At 70.4% G+C, this 20,278-nt stretch carries 19 protein-coding genes; 6 read left to right on the top strand and 13 right to left on the bottom strand.

The window, feature by feature from the left end:
- Positions 1–163 precede the first annotated feature (163 nt).
- A complete protein-coding gene (locus tag ABGB12_RS06440; protein ID WP_347675334.1) occupies positions 164–628 on the top strand; it encodes an Lrp/AsnC family transcriptional regulator in 465 nt (154 codons plus the stop codon).
- Positions 629–633: 5 nt separating this feature from the next.
- Here ABGB12_RS06440 and ABGB12_RS06435 read toward each other — a convergent pair whose 3' ends face one another.
- From ABGB12_RS06435 to rpsB, 8 genes are all read right to left on the bottom strand, one after another.
- On the bottom strand, positions 634–1,044 hold the full coding sequence (locus ABGB12_RS06435; protein WP_347675333.1) for an HIT family protein: 411 nt from the start codon (positions 1,042–1,044) through the stop codon (positions 634–636).
- A gap of 11 nt (positions 1,045–1,055) precedes the next feature.
- Entirely contained in the window at positions 1,056–1,595 is a 540-nt protein-coding gene (locus tag ABGB12_RS06430; RefSeq protein WP_347675332.1) for a DivIVA domain-containing protein, read from the bottom strand.
- 25 nt (positions 1,596–1,620) lie between these two features.
- Entirely contained in the window at positions 1,621–2,748 is a 1,128-nt protein-coding gene (gene rlmN / locus ABGB12_RS06425; RefSeq protein ID WP_347675331.1) for a 23S rRNA (adenine(2503)-C(2))-methyltransferase RlmN, read from the bottom strand.
- 14 nt (positions 2,749–2,762) lie between these two features.
- Positions 2,763–3,548, bottom strand: a complete 786-nt coding sequence (locus ABGB12_RS06420; protein WP_347675330.1) for a phosphatidate cytidylyltransferase — start codon at positions 3,546–3,548, stop codon at positions 2,763–2,765.
- 53 nt (positions 3,549–3,601) lie between these two features.
- Complete coding sequence (frr, locus tag ABGB12_RS06415; RefSeq protein ID WP_347675329.1) at positions 3,602–4,159, bottom strand: ribosome recycling factor; 558 nt, start codon at positions 4,157–4,159, stop codon at positions 3,602–3,604.
- A gap of 15 nt (positions 4,160–4,174) precedes the next feature.
- Positions 4,175–4,909, bottom strand: coding sequence for a UMP kinase (pyrH, locus tag ABGB12_RS06410; RefSeq protein WP_347676073.1), 735 nt, complete (start codon positions 4,907–4,909; stop codon positions 4,175–4,177).
- Between the two features lie 111 nt (positions 4,910–5,020).
- The gene (tsf, locus tag ABGB12_RS06405) at positions 5,021–5,857 is read right to left on the bottom strand and encodes a translation elongation factor Ts (RefSeq protein ID WP_347675328.1); all 837 of its coding nucleotides are present in this window, start codon (positions 5,855–5,857) and stop codon (positions 5,021–5,023) included.
- A gap of 72 nt (positions 5,858–5,929) precedes the next feature.
- Complete coding sequence (gene rpsB, locus ABGB12_RS06400) at positions 5,930–6,832, bottom strand: 30S ribosomal protein S2 (RefSeq protein WP_347675327.1); 903 nt, start codon at positions 6,830–6,832, stop codon at positions 5,930–5,932.
- A gap of 267 nt (positions 6,833–7,099) precedes the next feature.
- On the opposite strand from rpsB, the gene ABGB12_RS06395 reads away from it, so the two are divergent.
- From ABGB12_RS06395 to dprA, 5 genes are all read left to right on the top strand, one after another.
- The gene (locus tag ABGB12_RS06395; protein WP_347675326.1) at positions 7,100–7,543 is read left to right on the top strand and encodes a M23 family metallopeptidase; all 444 of its coding nucleotides are present in this window, start codon (positions 7,100–7,102) and stop codon (positions 7,541–7,543) included.
- A gap of 143 nt (positions 7,544–7,686) precedes the next feature.
- A complete protein-coding gene (locus tag ABGB12_RS06390; protein ID WP_347675325.1) occupies positions 7,687–8,571 on the top strand; it encodes a tyrosine recombinase XerC in 885 nt (294 codons plus the stop codon).
- Positions 8,572–8,982: 411 nt separating this feature from the next.
- Complete coding sequence (locus ABGB12_RS06385) at positions 8,983–9,339, top strand: YraN family protein (protein WP_347675324.1); 357 nt, start codon at positions 8,983–8,985, stop codon at positions 9,337–9,339.
- Positions 9,339–10,886, top strand: coding sequence for a YifB family Mg chelatase-like AAA ATPase (locus ABGB12_RS06380; protein WP_347675323.1), 1,548 nt, complete (start codon positions 9,339–9,341; stop codon positions 10,884–10,886). The genes ABGB12_RS06385 and ABGB12_RS06380 overlap by 1 nt, the downstream gene beginning before the upstream one ends.
- Before the next feature lie 167 nt (positions 10,887–11,053).
- Positions 11,054–12,211 carry a DNA-processing protein DprA gene (gene dprA, locus ABGB12_RS06375; RefSeq protein ID WP_347675322.1) on the top strand — a complete coding sequence of 386 codons (1,158 nt, stop codon included), beginning with the start codon at positions 11,054–11,056 and terminating at the stop codon, positions 12,209–12,211.
- Positions 12,212–12,426: 215 nt separating this feature from the next.
- On the opposite strand, the gene ABGB12_RS06370 is transcribed toward dprA, so the two are convergent.
- From ABGB12_RS06370 to ABGB12_RS06350, 5 genes are read right to left on the bottom strand one after another with little or no spacing between them, the layout of a single operon-like run.
- Positions 12,427–13,758, bottom strand: coding sequence for a UDP-glucose/GDP-mannose dehydrogenase family protein (locus tag ABGB12_RS06370; RefSeq protein ID WP_347675321.1), 1,332 nt, complete (start codon positions 13,756–13,758; stop codon positions 12,427–12,429).
- Between the two features lie 39 nt (positions 13,759–13,797).
- The gene (locus ABGB12_RS06365) at positions 13,798–14,946 is read right to left on the bottom strand and encodes a right-handed parallel beta-helix repeat-containing protein (protein WP_347675320.1); all 1,149 of its coding nucleotides are present in this window, start codon (positions 14,944–14,946) and stop codon (positions 13,798–13,800) included.
- Between the two features lie 13 nt (positions 14,947–14,959).
- Positions 14,960–16,876 carry a NosD domain-containing protein gene (locus ABGB12_RS06360; protein ID WP_347675319.1) on the bottom strand — a complete coding sequence of 639 codons (1,917 nt, stop codon included), beginning with the start codon at positions 16,874–16,876 and terminating at the stop codon, positions 14,960–14,962.
- Positions 16,873–18,960 (bottom strand): right-handed parallel beta-helix repeat-containing protein, encoded by a 2,088-nt coding sequence (locus tag ABGB12_RS06355; protein ID WP_347675318.1) that lies wholly within the window; start codon positions 18,958–18,960, stop codon positions 16,873–16,875. Before ABGB12_RS06355 ends, ABGB12_RS06360 begins: the two co-directional genes overlap by 4 nt.
- Positions 18,961–20,214: a glycosyltransferase family 2 protein gene (locus ABGB12_RS06350; RefSeq protein ID WP_347675317.1), complete on the bottom strand. Its 1,254-nt coding sequence runs from the start codon at positions 20,212–20,214 to the stop codon at positions 18,961–18,963.
- Positions 20,215–20,278 lie beyond the last annotated feature (64 nt).

The following is a 20,278-nucleotide window of genomic DNA, read 5'->3' as shown; positions in this document are numbered from 1 at the left end:
CGCATAACAAGGGATTCCGTTGTTACGTTCAAGTTTCTCAACGAAATCGCTTGCAAAAGGGCAGACCCAGAAGCCGATGCCGCAGCGAGGAACGGTTCAATGGGGATGCCCGCGACGCTCTGCGGCCTTCCCTACCCACGCCGAACCGGAAAGATGTTCGTCCATGAACGAGCCAGCGCGCCGCGTCCACCTGGATGAGACCTCCAAGCGCATCATCGAGCAGCTGCAGGAGGACGGCAGACGCTCCTACGCGGCGATCGGCAAGGCGGTCGGACTGTCGGAGGCCGCCGTGCGCCAGCGGGTGCAGCGGCTGCTGGACACGGGGGTCATGCAGATCGTCGGGGTCACCGACCCGATGATGCTGGGATTCTCCCGGCAGACGATGATCGGGATCAAGTGCCACGGGGACCTGGAGAAGGTGGCCGACGAACTGGCCGCCATGCCGGAGATCGACTACGTGGTGATCACGGCCGGCTCCTTCGACCTGCTGGTCGAGCTGGTCGCCGAGACCGACGAGCAGCTCCTGGGAGTCCTCGGCCGGATCCGGTCCGTCCCCACCGTCATCAGCACCGAGAGCTTCGTCTACCTGAAGCTCAAGAAGCAGACGTACTCGTGGGGGACGCGCTGAGGCCCTCAGAGGGCGGCTTTGATCCGCTCGGCGTACCCGGCCATCTCCTCGGCCGAGTCGTACTTGTGGCGGGGCCAGAAGAAGCCCTTCAGTCCGTCCCCCCGGTCCCGCGGCACGACGTGGACGTGCAGGTGCGGCACGCTCTGGCTGATCTTGTTGTTCATCGCCACGAACGTCCCGCCGGCCTCCATGGCCCGCTGCACCGCGCCCGCCAGCCGCTGCGCCAGCGTGAACAGCGGGCCGAGCTCCTCCGGCGGCACATCCGTCAGCGTCTCGTGGTGCTCCCTGGGCACCAGCAGCACATGGCCCTTGATCAGCGGCCGGACGTCGAGGAAGGCCACCGCCTCCGGCTCGTCCAGCACCAGATGGGCGGCGGAACGCCCGGAGACGATCTCGCAGAAGACGCAGTCGGCCATGGTCGACCAGCCTAACCGGACACCTTCCCGGCCCGCTGGAGGTGGTCGAGAGCGGCTGCCAGCTCGTCCAGGAACCGGTCGACCTCGACCTCGTCGTAGCCGGCCCCGAGGAACGACGAACCGAACAGGCACTCCCGGATGTCCTGGCCGAAGACGGCGGGGGCCAGACCGCGCAGGCCCGCGACCACCCGGTCCAGGAAGTCGTCGACGTCCTTCTCCCGGTAGCCCGGACGCAGCCGGGTGGTCGAGAACTCCGCCTCCTCGATCCATCTGATCAGCCAGGGGACCTGACCCGCGACCGTCTCGACGTAGGGATCGTCCTCCCCCCGCTCCAGCTGCTCCAGCTCCCTGGCGTACTCCAGCAGGGCGCCGTCCACCGCGCGCGGGTCATACCCCCGCAGCACGACGCTCAGCTTCGTCGCCCGCAGCTCCTCCGCGGTGATCGGGGGCACCGGCGCGTCGCTCCGGCCCAGCGTGGCCTCGATCCGCAGCAGCAGGGCGTCGACCTCGATCGCGAAGTAGCCGCGCAGCACGCGGGGGAACCGTGCCACCGGGGAGCCTCCTAGGGGCTGGACGTCAGGTCTGCACGGCGGCGGCCAACTGGCCGCAGGCGCCGTCGATCTCCCTCCCCCGGGTGTCCCGGACGGTCACCGCGACCCCGTGCGACTCCAGCCTGCGGACGAACTCACGCTCGTCCTCAGGCCGCGAAGCCGTCCACTTCGACCCCGGAGTGGGATTCAACGGGATCAGATTGACGTGAACGAGCTTGCCTTTCAAGAGCCTTCCCAGCAGATCGGCCCGCCAGGCCTGGTCGTTGACGTCCTTGATCAGCGCGTACTCGATGGAGACCCTGCGGCCGGTCCTGCGGGCGTACCCCCAGGCCGCGTCCAGCACCTCGCGGACCTTCCAGCGGGTGTTGATCGGCACGAGGGTGTCGCGCAGCTCGTCGTCGGGGGCGTGCAGGGAGACCGCGAGACGCACCGAGAGGTCCTCCGCGGTGAGCTTCTCGATCGCCGGCACCAGCCCCACCGTCGAGACCGTCACCCCGCGCTGGGAGATGCCCAGCCCCGACGGGCTCGGGTCGGTGATCCTCCGCACCGCGCCCAGCACCGCCTTGTAGTTGGCCAGGGGCTCGCCCATGCCCATGAAGACGATGTTGCTGATCCGGCCCGGTCCGCCCGCGATCCCGCCCTGGTTGAGCGCCCGCTGCCCCGCCGCCACCTGCTCGACGATCTCGGCGGTCGACAGGTTGCGGGTCAGGCCCGCCTGGCCGGTGGCGCAGAACGGGCAGTTCATGCCGCATCCGGCCTGGGAGGAGACGCACATCGTCACCCGGTCGGGGTAGCGCATGAGGACGGACTCGAACAGGACGCCGTCGAAGGCCTTCCAGACCGTCTTGTGGGTCCTCCCGCCGTCGCAGGCCAGATCCCGCACGGGGCTGAGCAGGCGCGGCAGCAGCTCCGGCACCAGCTTCTCCCGCAGCGCCTTCGACAGGTCCGGCATGTCCGCCGGGTCGTCGACCAGGCGGTCGAAGTAGTGGCGGGACAGCTGGTCGGCGCGGAACGGCTTCTCGCCCAGCGCCGCGACGGCCTCCCGCCGCTCGGCGACCGTCAGGTCGGCCAGGTGGCGGGGCGGCTTGGCCCGCCGGGGACCGGCGAAGACGAGCTGGCCGGGCCGAGGCGGTGTGATCTCTTCCGACGACATGCTTCCAGTCTCGCTCACCCGAAGGAGTGGAACGTCTGGAGCAGGATCCACACCACCGGGGCGGTGATGAGCAGCGAGTCCAGCCGGTCCATCACCCCGCCGTGGCCCGGCAGCAGAGTGCCGAGGTCCTTGATGCCCAGGTCCCGCTTGATCATCGATTCGACGAGGTCGCCGAGGGTCGCCGTCAGGACCACGCAGGCTCCCAGCACCACGCCCTGCCACCACGGGGAATCCAGCAGCCAGACCATCAGCCCCGCGCCGACCCCCATGCAGGTCAGGGCCGAGCCGGCGAAGCCCTCCCAGGTCTTCTTCGGGCTGATCTTCGGGGCGATCTTGTGCTTGCCCAGGTAGGCGCCGACGAAGAAACCGCCGATGTCGCTGGCCACCGTGACGCCGATGAACGTCACGATCTGGTGGGCGCCGTTCTCCGGCTGCAGCAGGAGCATCGCGAAACCCACCAGGAACGGCAGGTAGACGACGGTGAAGACCCCGGCGGTGGAGTCCCTGACATACCCTTCCGCGCCGTCCTTCATCCGCCAGATCAGCAGGACCAGGACGGTCAGCGCCAGGGTGACGACCAGGCCACCGGGACCGTAGAAGAAGGCGACGGGCAGCATCGCGCCCCCGCCGAGCGCCGTGGGCAGCATCGGGACCCTGATCTCCCGGCCGGCGAAGGCCGAGGTCAGCTCCCGCAGGGCCACCCCGCCGAAGACCAGGACGACCACGATGAAGGACTGCCGTACCGTATAAAGCGAGACCAGGACCAGCGAGGCCAGTCCCAGTCCCACTCCCACGGCCACCGGGACGTTCCGCCCTGGATTGCGTCTGGCCGCGGGCTCTGTAGATTGGGCCATCAGACTTCGAGCAGCTCTGCCTTCTTGTGCTCGAGCAGCGAGTCGATGGAGGCCACGTACTTCTTCGTCGCCTCGTCGAGCTCCTTCTCGGCACGCCGGACCTCGTCCTCGCCGGCTTCGCCGTCCTTGACGAGCTTGTCCAGGCTGTCGTTGGCCTTGCGACGGATGTTGCGGATCGAGATCTTGGCGTCCTCGGCCTTGCCGCCCGCGATCTTGATGTACTCCCGGCGGCGCTCCTCCGACAGCTCGGGGAAGATCACGCGGATGATCGCGCCGTCGTTGCCCGGGTTCACCCCGAGGTCGCTGTTGCGGATCGCCCTCTCGATGGCCGACAGGGAGCTCTTGTCGAACGGCTGGATGACCACCATGCGCGGCTCGGGCAGGTGGAAGGAGGCCAGCTGGTTCACCGGGGTCATCGCGCCGTAGTACTCCACCATGATCTTGTTGAACATGGCGGGGGTGACCCGGCCGGTGCGGATACCGGTGAAGTCCTCCTTGGCGACCGAGACCGCCTTCTCCATCTTCTCCTCGGCTTCGAGGAGGATCTCATCGATCACTGCACTGGCTCCCGTCTAGTTCTCTGCCGGGCTGACGAGGGTGCCGATCTTCTCGCCCCGCACCGCCCGCACGATGTTGCCCGACCCCATGAGGTCGAAGACCACGATGGGCAGGCCGTTGTCCATGCACAGGCTGATGGCGGTGGCGTCCATGACCTTCAGACCGCGTCGCAGGACCTCACCGTAGTCCAAATGGTCGAAACGCACCGCGTCCGGGTTCTTCCGGGGGTCGGCGTCGTACACGCCGTCCACCTGGGTGCCCTTGAGGACCGCGTCCGCGCCGATCTCCAGCGCGCGCTGGGCGGCGCAGGTGTCGGTGGAGAAGAACGGCTGGCCCAGGCCCGCGCCGAAGATCACGACGCGGCCCTTCTCCAGATGGCGGACGGCCCGGCGCGGGATGTAGGCCTCGGCCACCTGAGCCATGTGGATGGCCGTCTGCACCCTGGTGTCGACGCCCAGGCGCTCCAGGAAGTCCTGCAGCGCGAGGCAGTTGACCACGGTGGAGAGCATGCCCATGTAGTCGCCGCGAGCCCGGTCCATGCCGCGCTCGGACAGCTGCGCGCCGCGGAACATGTTGCCGCCTCCGCAGACCACGGAGACCTGGATGCCGTCGTCGACGGCGGTCTTGATCGCTTCCGCGACGTGCTGCACGACGGCCGGATCGATGCCCAACGGCTGCCCGCCGGCGAAGGCCTCGCCGGAGAGCTTCAGCAGCACCCGCTTCCAGCCATGTTTGGAGGCCGTCGCTATGTCATTCTGATGGTTTTCCGGCACGGCGACGGCCTCCTCGGTGTTGCTTCACGTTCTACCTTAGATTTCCCCCGGCTAAGGAGAAAGCGGATCAGCCTCTGGGCGAGAGCCTCAGGCCTGGCCGACCTTGAAGCGGACGAACCGCTCGACCTTGACGCCGGCCTCGTCGAGGAGCTTGGCGATGGTCTTCTTGTTGTCCTTGACGAAGGCCTGCTCCAGCAGGACGAAGTCACGCAGGTAGGCGTTGACCCGGCCCTCGACGATCTTGGCGATCGCGGCCTCGGGCTTGCCCTCCTCGCGGGTCTTGGTCTCGGCCAGCGCCCGCTCCTTCTCGATCACGTCGGCCGGGATCTCCTCGAAGGTGAGGTACTTCGGAGCCATCGCCGCGATCTGCTGGGCGATGTCCTTGGCCACCTGGGCGTCGACCTTGTCGAGCTGGACCAGCACGCCGGTGGTCGGCGGCAGCTGCGGGTCGGACTTGTGCAGGTAGCTGGCCACGTAGGCGCCGGTGAAGTGCGCGAAGCGGCGCAGTTCCAGCTTCTCGCCGATGACCGCGGAGTTCTCCTCGATCAGGGCCTGGACGGTCTTGCCCGGCTCGATCTCCGCGCCCAGCAGGGCCGGGACGTCCGCGGCGCCGGACTCGGCGGCGAACTTGGTGATCTTGTCGGCGAGCGCGATGAAGGACTCGAGCTTGGCCACGAAGTCGGTCTCGCAGTTGAGCTCGAGCAGGGTGCCGTCACCCTCGCCGTTGAAGTACTCGGCGACCAGGCCGTTGCCGGCGGTGCGCTCGGCGCGCTTGCCGACGTCCTTGGCGCCCTTGAGGCGCAGGATCTCTACGGCCTTCTCCAGGTCACCCTCGGACTCGGTGAGCGCGTTCTTGCAGTCCATCATGCCGGAGCCGGTGAGCTCACGGAGCCGCTTGACGTCGGCGGCGGTGAAGTTCGCCATGGTTCTTGAATCCCTCTTCGTGGTCTGCTCTGGGACGAGCGCGGCCCCGTCCGGGACCGCGCTCGTGAGGACTTACTCGGCGGCCGGGGCCTCGGCGGCGGCTTCGGCCGGGGTCTCCTCGGCCTCGGCGGCCGGGGCCTCCTCAGCCGGGGCCTCCTCAGCCTCAGCCGGGGCGGCCTCGGCGGCGGGCTCCTCGTCCTTCTTGCCCTCGAGCAGCTCGCGCTCCCACTCGGCCAGCGGCTCGGCGACCTCGACGGCCTTGTCGGCGCCGGCGCCTCCGCCGGAGCGGGCCAGCAGGCCGTCGGCGGCGGCGTCGGCGACCACGCGGGTCAGGATGCTGACGGCGCGGATGGCGTCGTCGTTACCCGGGATCGGGTAGTCGACCTCGTCGGGGTCGCAGTTGGTGTCGAGGATCGCGACGACCGGGATGCCCAGCTTCTTGGCCTCGTTGATCGCGATGTGCTCCTTCTTGGTGTCCACGATCCAGATGGCGGAGGGGACCTTCGCCATGTCGCGGATACCGCCGAGGGTCTTCTCCAGCTTGTCCTTCTCGCGCTTGAGACCCAGGAGCTCCTTCTTGGTCATGCCGGAGCCGGCCACGTCGTCGAAGTCGAGGAGCTCGAGCTCCTTGAGGCGCTGCAGCCGCTTGTGCACGGTGGAGAAGTTGGTGAGCATGCCGCCCAGCCAGCGCTGGTTGACGTACGGCATGCCGACGCGGGTCGCCTGCTCGGCGATCGCCTCCTGCGCCTGCTTCTTGGTGCCGACGAACAGGATCGTGCCGCCGTGCGCGACGGTCGCCTTGATGAACTCGTAGGCGCGGTCGATGTGGGCGAGCGACTGCTGCAGGTCGATGATGTAGATGCCGTTGCGCTCGGTGAGGATGAAGCGCTTCATCTTCGGGTTCCAGCGACGCGTCTGGTGTCCGAAGTGAACGCCGCTCTCGAGCAGCTGTCGCATGGTGACGACGGGAGCCATGGCCCGTACTCCTTCTTGTGTTCGGTTCGCCTGTCACGTCCGGACGAGCCCCGCCGCTCCGTCACGAGGACGTCGCGGACCTGGGAGGCACGTCCCGCCTGGGCGGCCGGCGGACGCTGAGAATTCGGGCAGGCGGACAGAGTCCACCCACGCCGTGTTCCCAGTTTAGGGGAACGGGCCCCCGACCACGAATCGGAAGGCGAACCACTCGTCCCCAGAACGGGGTTCGGCCCGCTCCGGGGGGCCGTGGACGCCGATGCTGGCGGCATGATCCTTCCGCTTCCCGTCCCTCCGCCGCCCTGGGAATGGCCCCTGCCGGCACCCGTCCGGGTCGTCCGCGCCTTCGCCCCGCCCGCCGCGCCCTGGCTGCCCGGACACCGGGGCGTCGACCTCGCCGCCCGTCCGGGACTGCCCGTCCGCGCGCCCGCCGCGGGGCGCGTGGTCTTCGCCCGCGACCTCGCCGGCCGCGGCGTGATCACCATCACCCACGGCCCCCTGCGCACCACCTACGAACCCGTCGTCCCCGCCGTCCCCCAAGGCGCCGCGGTCGCCGCCGGAGACGTCATCGGCACCGTCCAGCGGGTTCGGACCCACTGCTTCCCCGGCACCTGCCTCCACTGGGGCCTCCGCCGCGACACCGCCTACCTCGACCCTCTGGCGCTCCTCGCCCTCCCGCGCATTCGCCTCCTCCCCCGCTGGACCGGCCCCTGACCCCCGGCGCTTCGCTCCCGCCCCCGCGCCGAGACCAAGGTCACCCGATTCCCCTTCATCCGGTCTCTCCCCGATCCGCCGCTTCCCCTCCCAAGACCCGCAAGTACGGATCATCGGCACGCTTCGCGGGTAGCGTTGCCGGAGTGAGCGGCCTGGATCTGGTGGAGTTCGAGCGGCATCTACGACTGGAACGCGGCCTGTCCGCGCACACCGTCCGCTCCTATCTGAGCGACCTGCGCGACTTGGAGGCCCACGCCCTGTCCCGCGGCCTGACCGCCCCCTCCGACCTGCACGTCGACCTGATCCGCGACTGGCTGGCCCGCCTGCACGACGCCGGGCTGGCCAAGTCCACCCTGGCCCGCCGCACCGCGGCCGTCCGCACCTACACGGCCTGGGCCCACCGCGGCGGCCGCCTGCCCCAGGACCCGGGCCCCCTCCTGGGCGTCCCGCGGGCCTCCCGCGCCCTCCCCCGCATCCTCCGCCGGGACCAGGCCGCCGAACTCCTGGACGCCCCCGGGGACCCCTCCCCCGAGCGCCTGCGCGACCTGGCCGTCCTGGAGATCCTCTACGCCACCGCGATCCGCGTCAGCGAACTGTGCGCCCTGGACATCGACGACCTGGACGAGGAGACCGAGACCGTCCGCGTCCTGGGCAAGGGCGGCAAGGAACGCACCGTCCCCATCGGAAGACCCGCCCTCCGGGCCGTCCGCTCCTGGCTGGCCGCCCGTCCCGCCTGGACCACGCCCCGAAGCGGCCCGGCCCTCCTCCTGGGATCGCGGGGTTCCCGCCTCCACCCCAACACGGCCCGCCGCGTGGTCCACCGGGCCCTCCGGGAAGCCGGCCTCCCCGACCTCACCCCCCACGGCCTCCGCCACACCGCCGCCACCCACCTCCTGGAAGGCGGCGCCGACCTCCGCACCGTCCAGGACCTCCTGGGCCACGCCTCCCTCCAGACCACCCAGCTCTACACCCACCTCACCCCCACCCACCTCAAGGCCGTCCACTCCCGGACCCACCCCCGCGCCTGACCCTCCCCTCCGCCCCTCGCCCCGCCCGCCGACGGCCCGGCCCGCCCGTCCGGCTCCACACGCCTCACGCACCGACCCGGCTCCGCAAGCCCGCTCGGCGCCTCAGGCTTCCCCTCAGACCGCACCCGGCCGGCTCCACGTCCCGCGGACAGGCACCCACACCCAACCGGACCTCGCAAAGCCCCCTCCGCACGTTCGACGCCCCGGCAGCCCACGCCGAGCGCTCGCACGCCCGGCTTCGGTCTCGTCCCGAGCCTCGCCTTCGGCGTCGGGTGCCCGCGTCCCGACGCGTCCTCCGGATTCGCTCTGGCGCACGGCGTCGGGATCAAGTCGGCGGTTGTCCACAGAACGCGGTTCGGTAGCTTTTCGCGACTCTTCCTGACCCAGGGTGATGGCCAGGAGGTGATGGCGATGAACGCCGGACACGAACTGGGACGCCGCGGGGAGAACGCGGCGGTGCGCTACCTGGAGGGCCTGGGGTGGCGGGTACTCGAACGCAACTGGAGATGCGCCGAAGGGGAACTGGACATCGTGGCCCACGACGGGCACCGGCATGTGGTCTGCGAGGTGAAGACGCGGCGCAGCCTCGCCTACGGCGCCCCCGCCGAGGCGATCACGATCTCCAAGGCGCTGCGGCTGCGCAGGCTGGCGCGGCGCTGGGCCAAGGAGCACGGCGTCCGGACGTCGTCGGTCCGGATCGATCTGATCGGCCTGGTCGGCGGCGGGGCCGGCGGCTTCACCGTCGACCACCTGAAGGAGGTCGCGTGATGGCCCTCGCCCGGACCCGCGCGGTCGCCCTCGTCGGGGTGTCCGGCCATCTCGTCGACGTCGAGGCCGCCATCACCAGCGGCACCCCCGGCCTCCACCTGGTCGGCCTGCCCGACACGGCGCTCAGCGAGGCCCGCGACCGGGTGCGCGCGGCGATCATGCATTCGGGCGAGGAATGGCCGGTTCGGCACACGACCGTGGCGCTGGGGCCTGCGGGCCTGCCCAAGGCGGGCGCGGGCTTCGACGTGGCGATCGCGGTCGCGATCCTCGCCGCCGCCGGCGGGCTGCCCCTCGCCGACTGCGCCGACCTCGTCATGCTCGGCGAACTGGGTCTGGACGGCCGGATCCGCCCCGTCCCCGGAGTCCTGCCCGCCGTGCTGGGCGCCGCGGAGGCGGGCTGCCGCACCGTGGTCGTGCCCCGCGCCAACCAGGTGGAGGCCGAACTCGTCCCCGACGTCAAGGTCATCGCCGTCAGCAGCCTGCGAGGGCTGCTGTGCCATCTGCGCCAAGAGCCCCCGCCCCTCGAACCGGACGAGCCCGAGGAGCCGTCCCGCCCCTCGCCGGGCGAATCCGCCCGTTCCCGGCGCGGTTCCCTGGATCTGGCCGATGTGCGGGGCCAGGCGGAGGCCCGCCGCGCCCTGGAGGTCAGTGCCGCGGGCGGCCACCACCTGTTCCTTCTGGGTCCTCCCGGCTGCGGGAAGACGATGCTCGCCGAACGGCTCCCCACCCTGCTTCCCGCACTGGACCGCAGGATGGCCCTGGAGGTGACGGCCATCCACTCCATCGCGGGCGCCCTGCCTCCGGGCAGTCCCCTCATCGACCGCGCCCCCTTCCAGGCCCCGCACCACAGCGCCACGCGGTCCGCCATCATCGGCGGCGGATCCGGACGCCAGGTCCGTCCCGGCGCGATCAGTCTCGCCCACAACGGCATCCTGTTCCTCGACGAGGCCCCCGAGTACACGGGCGGCATCCTCGACTCCCTGCGCCAGCCCATGGAGTCCGGCGAGGTCTGCATCGACCGCAGCGGCGTCAGCACCCGCTTCCCCGCCATGTTCTCCCTGGTGCTGGCGGCCAACCCCTGTCCCTGCGCCGCCGCCAAGGTCCTGCAGTGCCGCTGCACCCCCTCCGTCCGAGCCCGCTATCTGGCCAAGATCTCCGGCCCTCTCCTGGATCGGGTGGACCTCAAGCTGGAACTGAGCCCCGCCACCCGCGCCGAACTCCGCTACGACCTGGAGAACGCCGAGTCCAGCCAGACCGTGGCCGCCCGCGTCCAGGACGCCCGCGACCGCGCCCTCACCCGCATGTCCGGCCTTCCCTGGCGCAGCAACAGCGAGATACCCGGCCCCGAACTCCGGCGCCGTTTCCCCGTCTCCCCCGAGGCCCTGGCCCCCCTGGAACGCGCCCTCCAGGAGGGCTCCCTCAGCGCCCGGGGCATGGACCGCGCCCTGCGCGCCGCCTGGACCCTCGCCGATCTCGGCGGCCGCGACGCCCCCGCCCCCTGGGACACCGCCGAAGCCCTGGACCTCTGGCGAGGCCCCCGTGCCTGACCGTCACCGATGGCATCCCCGTCCAGCCACCCCGCCCAGACCCGATCCCAGCCGCAACCGCAGGGCCAAGCCCTCAGGCCCAGCCCCAGGCCCAATCGCGGAGCGCACCGGAGCGTGTCGGTGCGCAGTACGCCGAGTCGAGAATTTCGAGGTTCGAGGAGGAAGAGATGGACGGACGGATGAGGCCGAGGGCGGAGGGCGAGGCCGAGGGGGTGGCTCGGGCCTGGCTCAGCGGGGTGTGCGAGCCGGGTGACGAGGCGGCGTGGCGGCTGGTGGCGCGGCTCGGAGCCGAAGGGGCGGTGGAGGCCATCCGGGGCGGGCGGGTACCGGGCGGGTCGGGGATCACCGAGAAGAAGCTCGCCGGTTGGCGGATGCGGGCGGAGGCGTTCGATCTGGACGGGGTGCTGTTCCTGGCGGAGAAGGTCGGCGGGCGGATCCTGTGCCCGGGGGATCCCGGGTGGCCCACCACACTGGACCAGCTCGGTGAGGGCGCTCCGCTCATGTTGTGGCTGCGGGGCCGCGGCGACCTGCGTCAGCTGTGCCTGCGGTCGGTCGCGGTGGTGGGTGCCCGCGCCGCCTCCCCCTACGGCCGCCGCGTGGCCGCCGAGCTCGGCGCGGAGATGGCCGAACGGGGCTGGACCGTCGTCAGCGGCGGCGCTCTGGGCATCGACGGCGAGGCCCACCGGGGGGCCCTGGCGGCGGACGGCGTCACCGTCGCCGTGCTGGCCAACGGGGTGGACGTCCCCTACCCTCCCCGCCATGAGGGCCTGTTCGCCGAGATAAGCCGCACCGGCCTCCTGGTCAGCGAGTGGCCTCCCGCCTCCCATCCGACCCGTCCCCGTTTCCTCGTCCGCAACCGCGTGATCGCCGCCCTCACCAAGGGCACCGTCGTCGTCGAGGCCGACCTGCGCAGCGGCGCCCTCAACACCGCCCACCGCGCCCGTGATCTGGGCCGTCACCTCATGGCCTTCCCCGGCCCGGTCACCTCGATCATGTCCCGCGGCTGCCATGACCTCCTGCGCGCCACCCCTCCCGCCACCCGCCTGGTCACCTGCGCCGAGGACGTCATCGAGGAGATAGGCCGGATCGGCGAGGGCCTCGACCGCCCCGACGACAGGCCCGTCCTCCCCCGGGACCATCTGGACCCCGACTCCCGCTCCGTCCTGGAAGCCGTCCCCTCCGGCCCTTCCGGAGCCCCCACCCACGCCATAGCCGCCTCGGCCGCCGTGGACCTCCCCACCGCCCGCAGCCGCCTCGCCCTCCTGGCCGCCACCGGCTTCGTCGACCGCACCCGCACCGGCTGGCGCCTCCGCCCTTCCCCCTGACCCCCGCAGCACCCGCGCACCCGGGCCGAGGACGGGTGTGGCGAGACCTGGAAGAAAGCGGCGGTGGTTTCTCCGGGGTCAGGGGATGCCGCCTCCGAGGCGGGCCACGGACATGATCCGTGTCGCCGCCCGGTAGCGGAAGCGGCCGGCCGGTGTGTCAGCACCGTTCGGGACGCACGGCTGCGGGCGTCACTCCTGCGCGGTCCCAGGGGTGGTCAGGGGCGGCCCAGCGCCCGGTATTCCCAGCCGGCGGAGCGCCAGAGGACGGCGTCCAGGGCATGGCGGCCGTCCACGATACGGCGGTGGCGAACCACCTCGGCCATGGCGGCGGGGTCGATCTCCCGGAACTCAGACCATTCGGTGAGAAGGACGACGACGTCGGCATCGCGGGCCACGTCCAGGGCGCTCTCGCCGTAGCGGAGCTCGGGGTAGGCCAGGCGGGCGTTGTCCAGGGCTGCGGGGTCGTAGACGCGGACATGTGCGCCGAGGCCGTGCATGGTGCGGGCGACGTCCAGTGCCGGGGCGTCGCGGATGTCGTCGGAGTTGGGCTTGAAGGCGGCGCCCAGGCAGGCGATGCGGGCCCCGTCCAGGCGGCCGCCCAGGAGGCCGCGGACCAGGTCGATGGTGCGGGAGCGGCGGCGGCGGTTGATCGCGTCGACCTCGCGGAGGAAGGAGACGGCCTGCCCGACGCCGATCTCCTCGGCGCGGTGGGCGAAGGCGCGGATGTCCTTGGGCAGGCAGCCGCCGCCGAAGCCCAGGCCGGGCTGCAGGAAACGGCCGCCGATCCGGTCGTCGTAGGCCAGCGCCTGCGCCAGGTCACGGACGTCGGCGCCGGTGACCTCGCAGATCTCGGCCATCGCGTTGATGTAGGAGATCTTCGTGGCGAGGAAGGAGTTCGCCGCCACTTTGACGAGCTCCGCGGTGGCCAGGTCGGTGTCCACGACAGGCGTGCCGTGGTCGAGGATCGGTTTGAAGGCCGAGGCCAGCCGCTCCCGGGCCCACTCGGAGGTGGTGCCGAACACCAGCCGGTCCGGGCGCAGGGTGTCGTCGACCGCGAACCCCTCCCGCAGGAACTCGGGGTTCCAGGCCAGCTCCACCTCCTCGCCGGCCGGGGCCAGCTCCCGCACCAGGTCGGCCAGCCGCGCCGCGGTGCCGACGGGGACCGTCGACTTGCCGACGACAAGGGCCTTGCGGGTGAGATGCACGGCCAGGTCGCTCACGGACGCGTCGACGTACCGCAGGTCGCAGGCGTCCGAGCCGGGCTGCTGGGGCGTGCCCACGCAGATGAAGTGCACATCGCCGAACTCGGCGGCCTCCTGGTAGGAGGTGGTGAACCGCAGCCGTCCGGAGTCCAGCGCCTTGGCCAGCAGCTCCGGCAGCCCCGGCTCGAAGAAGGGGACCTCGCCGGAGGCGAGCCGTTCGACCTTGCGGGCGTCCACGTCCAGGCCCAGTACCTCGTAGCCCAGTGAGGCCATGCAGACCGCGTGGGTGGCGCCAAGGTATCCGGTGCCGATGACGGTGAGCCTGGGAAGCTCGGAAACTTCCATTACTTTCCCTTCGGGGTTGTCAGCCGCTGAGCCTCCGACTCAGGAGCAGCCGTCTTTTTTGGTGAGCGGACCGCCGGTGACCTTGTTGTCGCAGGCGATCGTGTTCCCCCCGACGGTGTCGTTGATGCCGACACCGCCTGAATCACCGAGGTCGATGACGTTGCCGCGGAACACGTTGCCGGTCCCCCAGCCCTCGACGATCTGGTGCGTCTGGAAGCCGTCCGCGTTGGTCCCGGCGCCTTGATTGCCCTCGATCAGGTAGCCGTTGCCCTTGACGTCGACCCACGAGTCGTTGTGCTTGGATCCGCCGAGTTTCGAGCCGTCGAAGACGTTGCCGATGATGCGGCCGTTCGAGGTGCCCTCTTTGATGTCGATCGCCTCGGCGGTGGCGCGGATGACGTTGCCGCGCACGGTGTTCTCGTCGCTGCGGTCCATCTTCCCGCCGGAGAACTGCTCCCAGTTGCTCTCGGCACTGCCCAGGTACACGCCTTCGCCGAACTTCTCCCGCCGCAGCCCCGTCGCGTAGATCAGGTTGTACTGCACCGTGTTGCGACTGCTGAAGTTCCGCAGGTGGATGGCCTCGTCGCCGATGTGGTGGACGGCCAGGTCCTGGATGATCGTGTCGTTCGTCTTGTCGGCCATGACGCCCTTCTGGCTGTGGCGCACGGTGAAGCCGACCAGCCGCCAGTGGCTGACGTCGTCGAGGTGGAAGGCGTAGCCCTTCTTGACCCCGCCGCCGTCGATGATCGATTCCTTCTCGCCGCACACGAAGATCGGCTTTTCCTTCGTGCCGGTGGTGGTCGCGACGAACCTGCCCTGGTAGACCCCGGGAGCCAGCTTGATCACCGTTCCGGGACCGGCGGCTTCCAGCGCCTCGACCAGTTCCAGGGCGCTGCTGACGGTCACGGTCGGTTCCGGGCAGCTGATCCGTCCTTCTCCCGAGGACGGGACGGGTGTCGTCGGCGGTTCCTCGACGGCCTTGAACTCCTCGCCGTCCCCTGCGTCCACTTCGACTTCTTCGTCCTCTCCGTCCGCGGGTCCCGGCACCGGTTCGGAGCCCGCCGGGCCGAGCGGTTCGATCCGCGGGGTCTCGGAGTCGGACGAGCCGCCCATCGTCAGGCCGACGACCAGCATGGTGGCGAGGACTCCGACCAGCAGGCCCGCGAGGAACTTCACATCGATCTTCATCCGGCCGAGCATGTCAACTCCGATCCGTTCCCGAGGACACCCTGGCGGGTTCGGCCTCTGTGTCGGCGGCGGCCTTCAGCCGGCGTACCGGTCGCTCCTCCATGGCCTTCTGCAGGGAGTAGGGGTCGATGCCCCTTCTGCCGATCCGCGGTCCCAGCCCTCGCGACCGGAAGGCGGACACGAGCACCACGCCGAACACGACCGCCCAGATGATGTTCATCGGTTTGGCGATCCGCTTGACCATCGTCCAGAACCCCGCGGTCTCCTGCCAGCCGTCGGTGTTGTTCCCGGCGATGGTCACCGCTCCCAGCACCCGGTCGGAGTCGATCGCGCTGCGTCCCGCGCCGCCGAGCGTGTTGCCGGTGATCCGCGTGCCCTCGGCCTGCCCGATGAGGGTCAGCCCGTGCAGGGACACCGACTGGACGGTGTTCCCGGTGATCGTCGCCCTGGAGTCGCGCAGGTGGATCGCCACCCGGGTGTTCCGCACGATGTTCCCGCTGATCTTGGCCGAGCGGACGCCGTCGCGCAGCGAGATGCCCTGTTCGGACTGGCCGCTCAGCCGGTTCCCCGAGATCTGGACGTCGCGCGCCTCCTTGCTCACCACGATGCCCGCCTCGCCTCCGACGACCTCGCTGGTCTGGACGGACAGGCGCACCCCGCCCTGGATCTCCATGCCGTAGCGCTCGTTGTCCCGGGCGACGCTGCTGGTCACCGAGCTGTCGCCGAAGCTGCGAAGCGACTCTCCGGAGGCGGAGGCCGCCTGGGCCAGCGGCAGCCCGCTCAGGGTGAAGCCGTTGCCGCCGTTCTCCTCCGCCGTCGATCCGCTGATCTTGACGTTCTGGGTGGCGCGGGACAGGACGAACCCGTCACCTCTGCTGCGGGTGACCGTGGTGTTCTCGATCGTGGCGTTCCGCGCGAAGCGGTGCAGCAGCACCCCGTTGACGAGGCTGTCCTGCACCGTGGTGGCGCGGATCCTCGTCTCGTTGGAGCCGGTGATGAAGATCCCGTAGGCGTTGCCGACGATCGTGCTGTCCTCGATGGACCCGGTGACCAGGTTGGCCTCCGGCATCTGGTAGCTCACCTTCCTGCCGCCGGAGCCGTCCATGATCTCCACGACGGTGTCCCCGCCGCGCTGCGCCCGGGACCGGCCGTCGGGGCTCAGGAGCTTCTGCCCTTGGGCCTGGGTTCCGGGCACCTGTTCGGCGCCCTCGCTGGACCGGTCGCTCCCGGTCATCGACAGGCCGCCGGTCCGCCCGCTCCAGAACCCCAGGTGCTCCACCCGGGCGTGGCTCATCTTCAGCGCGCCGCCGACGACCCTGATGTAGGCCCGTCCGTCGGCGACCTTGGTGTCCTCCTTCTGCTCCCTGGAGTTCCAGCTGGTGAGGTGGACGGGGTTCTGGGCCGAGCCGTTGATCCGGATGTCGGCGCCGAACCCCACGATGGAGGTGAAGGCGCCCGGTTCGCTGCGCATCCTGAGCACCAGCGGCCCCGTGGCGTTCTGCAGCACCAGGCGGGCGCCTGGACCGATGAAGACGTTGATGTTCAGTACATAGGAGCCGTCGGTCTGCTTCTGGAAGTCCTCGCCTCCCAGGGCCTCCAGGTCCGAGACCCGGTACGGCTCGCCACGCTGGGGCAGCACCAGGGTCCGGCCGTTCGCCGAGCTGGAGATGTGCGGTTGCCGGGCCGCCGCGGCGTTGGGCCCGCCGCGGGCCAGCGCGGACGTGAGCGCCGCCCGCGTCTGCATGACCCGCAGGTCCTCCTGGTCGACCAGCGTCGACTGCTGCTGGGCGTCGGCGGCCGAAACGTCGTTGACGTCGGGCAGGTCTCCGGTGTCTCCGGACACGAACGTCAGGTACCCCCAGGTGCCGGAGGCGATGAGCACCAGGGCGAGGAGCACGAGAAGGGGCTTGCGCCTGTTCCCCGGCTTCACGGCTGCCCCCCGCCGACCGTCGTCGGGATCTGGACGGAGGGCCGCGCGGGAGCCCGCGGCGGCACCGGTGCGGGCGCGTGACGACGGCCCTTGCGCCGCAGTTCGATCGCGGGCCTCTCCTCCAGCTTCGTCTGCTTCCCGTACGGGTTCGTGCCCTGGTTCCTGCTCCCGCCGGAGCGCAGGGCGGTGATCACCACCAGGAGGATGACGCCCGCCCAGATGAGGTTCATCGGCTTGAGGTAGCGCTTGGCCTTGCTCCAGAAGCCGGAGGTGTCCTTCCAGCCGTCGGTGTCATTGTGGTTCCGGTAGACGTCACCGCTGGAACGCGCCGTGCTCACCGCGCTGGTGCCGGCCCCCTTCAGGGTGTTCCTGGTGATCTCGGTGTCGTCGGCGTCCCCGACCACCGTGATTCCGTGGGCCTTGGGCGCCTGGGCCGTGGTCACCTTGTTCCCGGTGACGGTGCCGTTGGAGCTCCGCATGTAGATGCCGGTGACAGCGCCCGCGATGGTGTTCCCGGCCACGTAGGCGCCCTTCACTCCGTCGCGGAGCGCGATCGCGTGCCGTCTCTGGCCTTCCAGCCGGTTGCCGGAGATCTGGACGCCCTGGGCGTGGGCGCGTACGACGATGCCCATGTCGCCGCCGTAGACCTGGCTGGTCTGGACGGCCAGCCGGCTTCCGCCGAGGATCTCGATCCCGTACCGGCCGTTGTCGCGGGCGATGCTGCCGTTGACCGAGCTGTCTCCGTACGCCGCCAGCGACTCGCCCGACGCCGACGGCCCGTCGGCCAGCTGCTGTCCGTTCAGTGTGAAGCCGTTGCGTCCGTTGCTCTCGGCCACGCATGTCTCGACCCGGACCTTCTCGGTGGCCCGGGACAGGACGAACCCGTCTCCGCCGCTGCCGGTCACCGTTGTTCTGGCGACTGTCGCGTTCTTGGTGAACCGGTGGAGGAGCACTCCGTGGACCAGGCTGTTCCTGATCTTGTTGTCGAGGATCTGGGTCTGGTTGGAGCCCGAGACGAACAGCCCGTAGGCGTTGCCGGTGATCGTGCTATTGCGGACGTAACCGGTGACCAAGTCCTCGGCCGGGACGTGGGAGGCGGTCCCCGGCCCGACCGGGGTGGTCTCCACGTCGCCGAAGTTGCTCCCGCCCTGCCCTTCGTTGTTGCGGTTCAGCCGATCTTCCTTGTCGGCGTGTCGTTGGTCCTTGGTCCGGTGCCGGTAGGCGCTGGCGGGGCGGTCGGTGCCGGTGAGCGCGATGCCCGCGGTGCGCCCGCTCCAGAACCCCAGGTGGGAGACCGAGGTGTAGCGCATCTTGAACGCGCCGCCGATCGCGCGGATGTAGGGGCGCCCGTCGGCGGGCTCGGTGTCGGGCCTCTTCGTCCGGACGTTCCAGCTGGTGATCCGCACGGGGTGCTTGCGCGTCCCGGTGATCTGGATCGTCCCGCCGAATCCGACGATGGAGCTGAACGTCCCCGGCAGGCTGCCCATCCGGAGCGTCAGGGGGCCGCGCAGCAGCAGCCGGGCGCCGTCCGCCACGAAGATGTGCACGCCCACCAGGTAGGACCCGTCGGGCTGCTTCCGGACGTAGCTCCCGTTCCCGACCGCCGTCAGGTCCTTGATCGTGTAGGGCCGCTCGTCATTGCGGGCCGGCAGGACCAGGGTCTCGCCGTGGGCGGAGCCGAAGACCTGGGGCTGCTTGCGCTGGGCCGCCTCGGTCCCGCCCGCCTGCAGCATGGCGGTGAGCGCCGCCCGGGTCTGGATGATCCGCTGGTCCTCCTGGTCGACCATCGTCGCCTGCATCTCGGCGTTCTGCGCGTCCTGGGTCTCGTCCTGCCGGACGGTGTCCGGCTGCGTCGCCTGCGCCGGGCCTGCCGGTGTCGCTTCCGTCGGCGCCTGCGTCGGCTGTCCGGTCCCCGTCTGCTCCGTACCGGGCTGGGCCGACTTCTCGGTGAGCTGCCCCGGCCCTCCCTCCGTCGCGGTGTCCGCGGTCGGGGACGGCAGGGGTTCGGCCCAGGCCGGCGCGGCGCCGGCGAGGAGCAGGAGCGCCAGCGCTCCCGCGGCGAGGTGTCTCGTCGGCGAGGACATTCAGGCCACGCCCTCGAGGGTGGCGGCCGTCTGTCCCTCGCTGCCCGCCTGGTCCGCGGAGCGGGTCAGCCAGCCCTGCTTGTTCATGGTGAAGAACGCGTACAACTTGATCGGAAGGGCGATCATGATGACGACCAGGCAGGTCAGCGGCAGCAGCAGGATCTCCTTGGGGTGCCGCTTGAGATGCGACCAGCCCCGGACGCCCCGGCCGAGCAGCACCCAGCCCAGCGTCAGCGTGAGGCCCAGCGGGGTCAGCTCCAGTCGGCTGAAGAACAGGTAGGCCAGGGTGACGCCCATGGTCACCGGGGTCAGCAGGATCTGCAGCACGGTCACCTTGGTGACGAACGGCGTCTTCCACAGCCAGCCCTTCCACAGGGCCGTCAGGTAGCACCGGTAGGAGTTGCGGCTCCAGCGGATGCGCTGCTTGACGAACGCCCGGAAGGAGTCGGGGAACATGGAGATCGCCCGCGCGGACGACTGGTGCACCGTCTTGTATCCGGAGGCCAGCACCAGCCAGGTGAGCCGGCCGTCGTCACCGGCGATGCAGCGGCGGCCGAGGAAGAACTCGTTCTCCAGGTGCTCCACCACCGGCAGGATCGCCTCGCGCCGGTAGGCGGCGGTGCGGCCGGACAGGCAGGCGACGCCGCCCTTGCTTCCCATGGCCGGGACGTAGTCGTAGTAGCGGAGGTTGACCAGCCAGTCGGCGATGCGCCGCCACACGCTGGTGGTGCGCTGGTAGACGTTCTGCTGGGTGCCGACCCCGCCCACCGTGGGGTCCTGGAACGGCATCTGGACGGCCTCCAGCAGCCCCGGCTCCCACCAGGTGTCGGAGTCCGCGAAGACCACGACCTCGCCCTTGGCCTCCCGGATGCCCACGCCGAGCGCGGAGCGCTTGCCCGCGTGCTCGTAGATCAGGACCTTCAGCCGCGGATCGTGCACCTGGCTCAGCCGCTCGTGGCACTCGGTGTCCGCGACGTCCACCACGATGATCACTTCCATCGGGTCCTGGGCCAGCCAGCTCTCCAGGCACTTCACCAGGATCGCGGCGTCCTCGCGGAAGGAGGGGATCACCACGGAGACCGTGGTGCGGTAATCGTTGACGACCGGCCTGGCCAGGCGCGACAGCACCACCCGGTAGATCCACAACCCCCATACCAGCAGGCCCGCGAGGCCCAGCGGGACGATGTCCCGCCAACTGCCGTTGGCGCTGGAGCGCACGACGGCCTCATAGGCAGAGCTGAACCAATCTGACATCGACGACACGGGTCGACCTCCCCCAGCGGATGCCCGGCCTTTGCCCGAGGCCATACGGACATCC

It is taken from the genome of Actinocorallia sp. B10E7 (assembly GCF_039871655.1).
Lineage (GTDB): Bacteria > Actinomycetota > Actinomycetes > Streptosporangiales > Streptosporangiaceae > Actinocorallia.
This window is presented reverse-complemented; position numbering and strand designations above follow the sequence as displayed.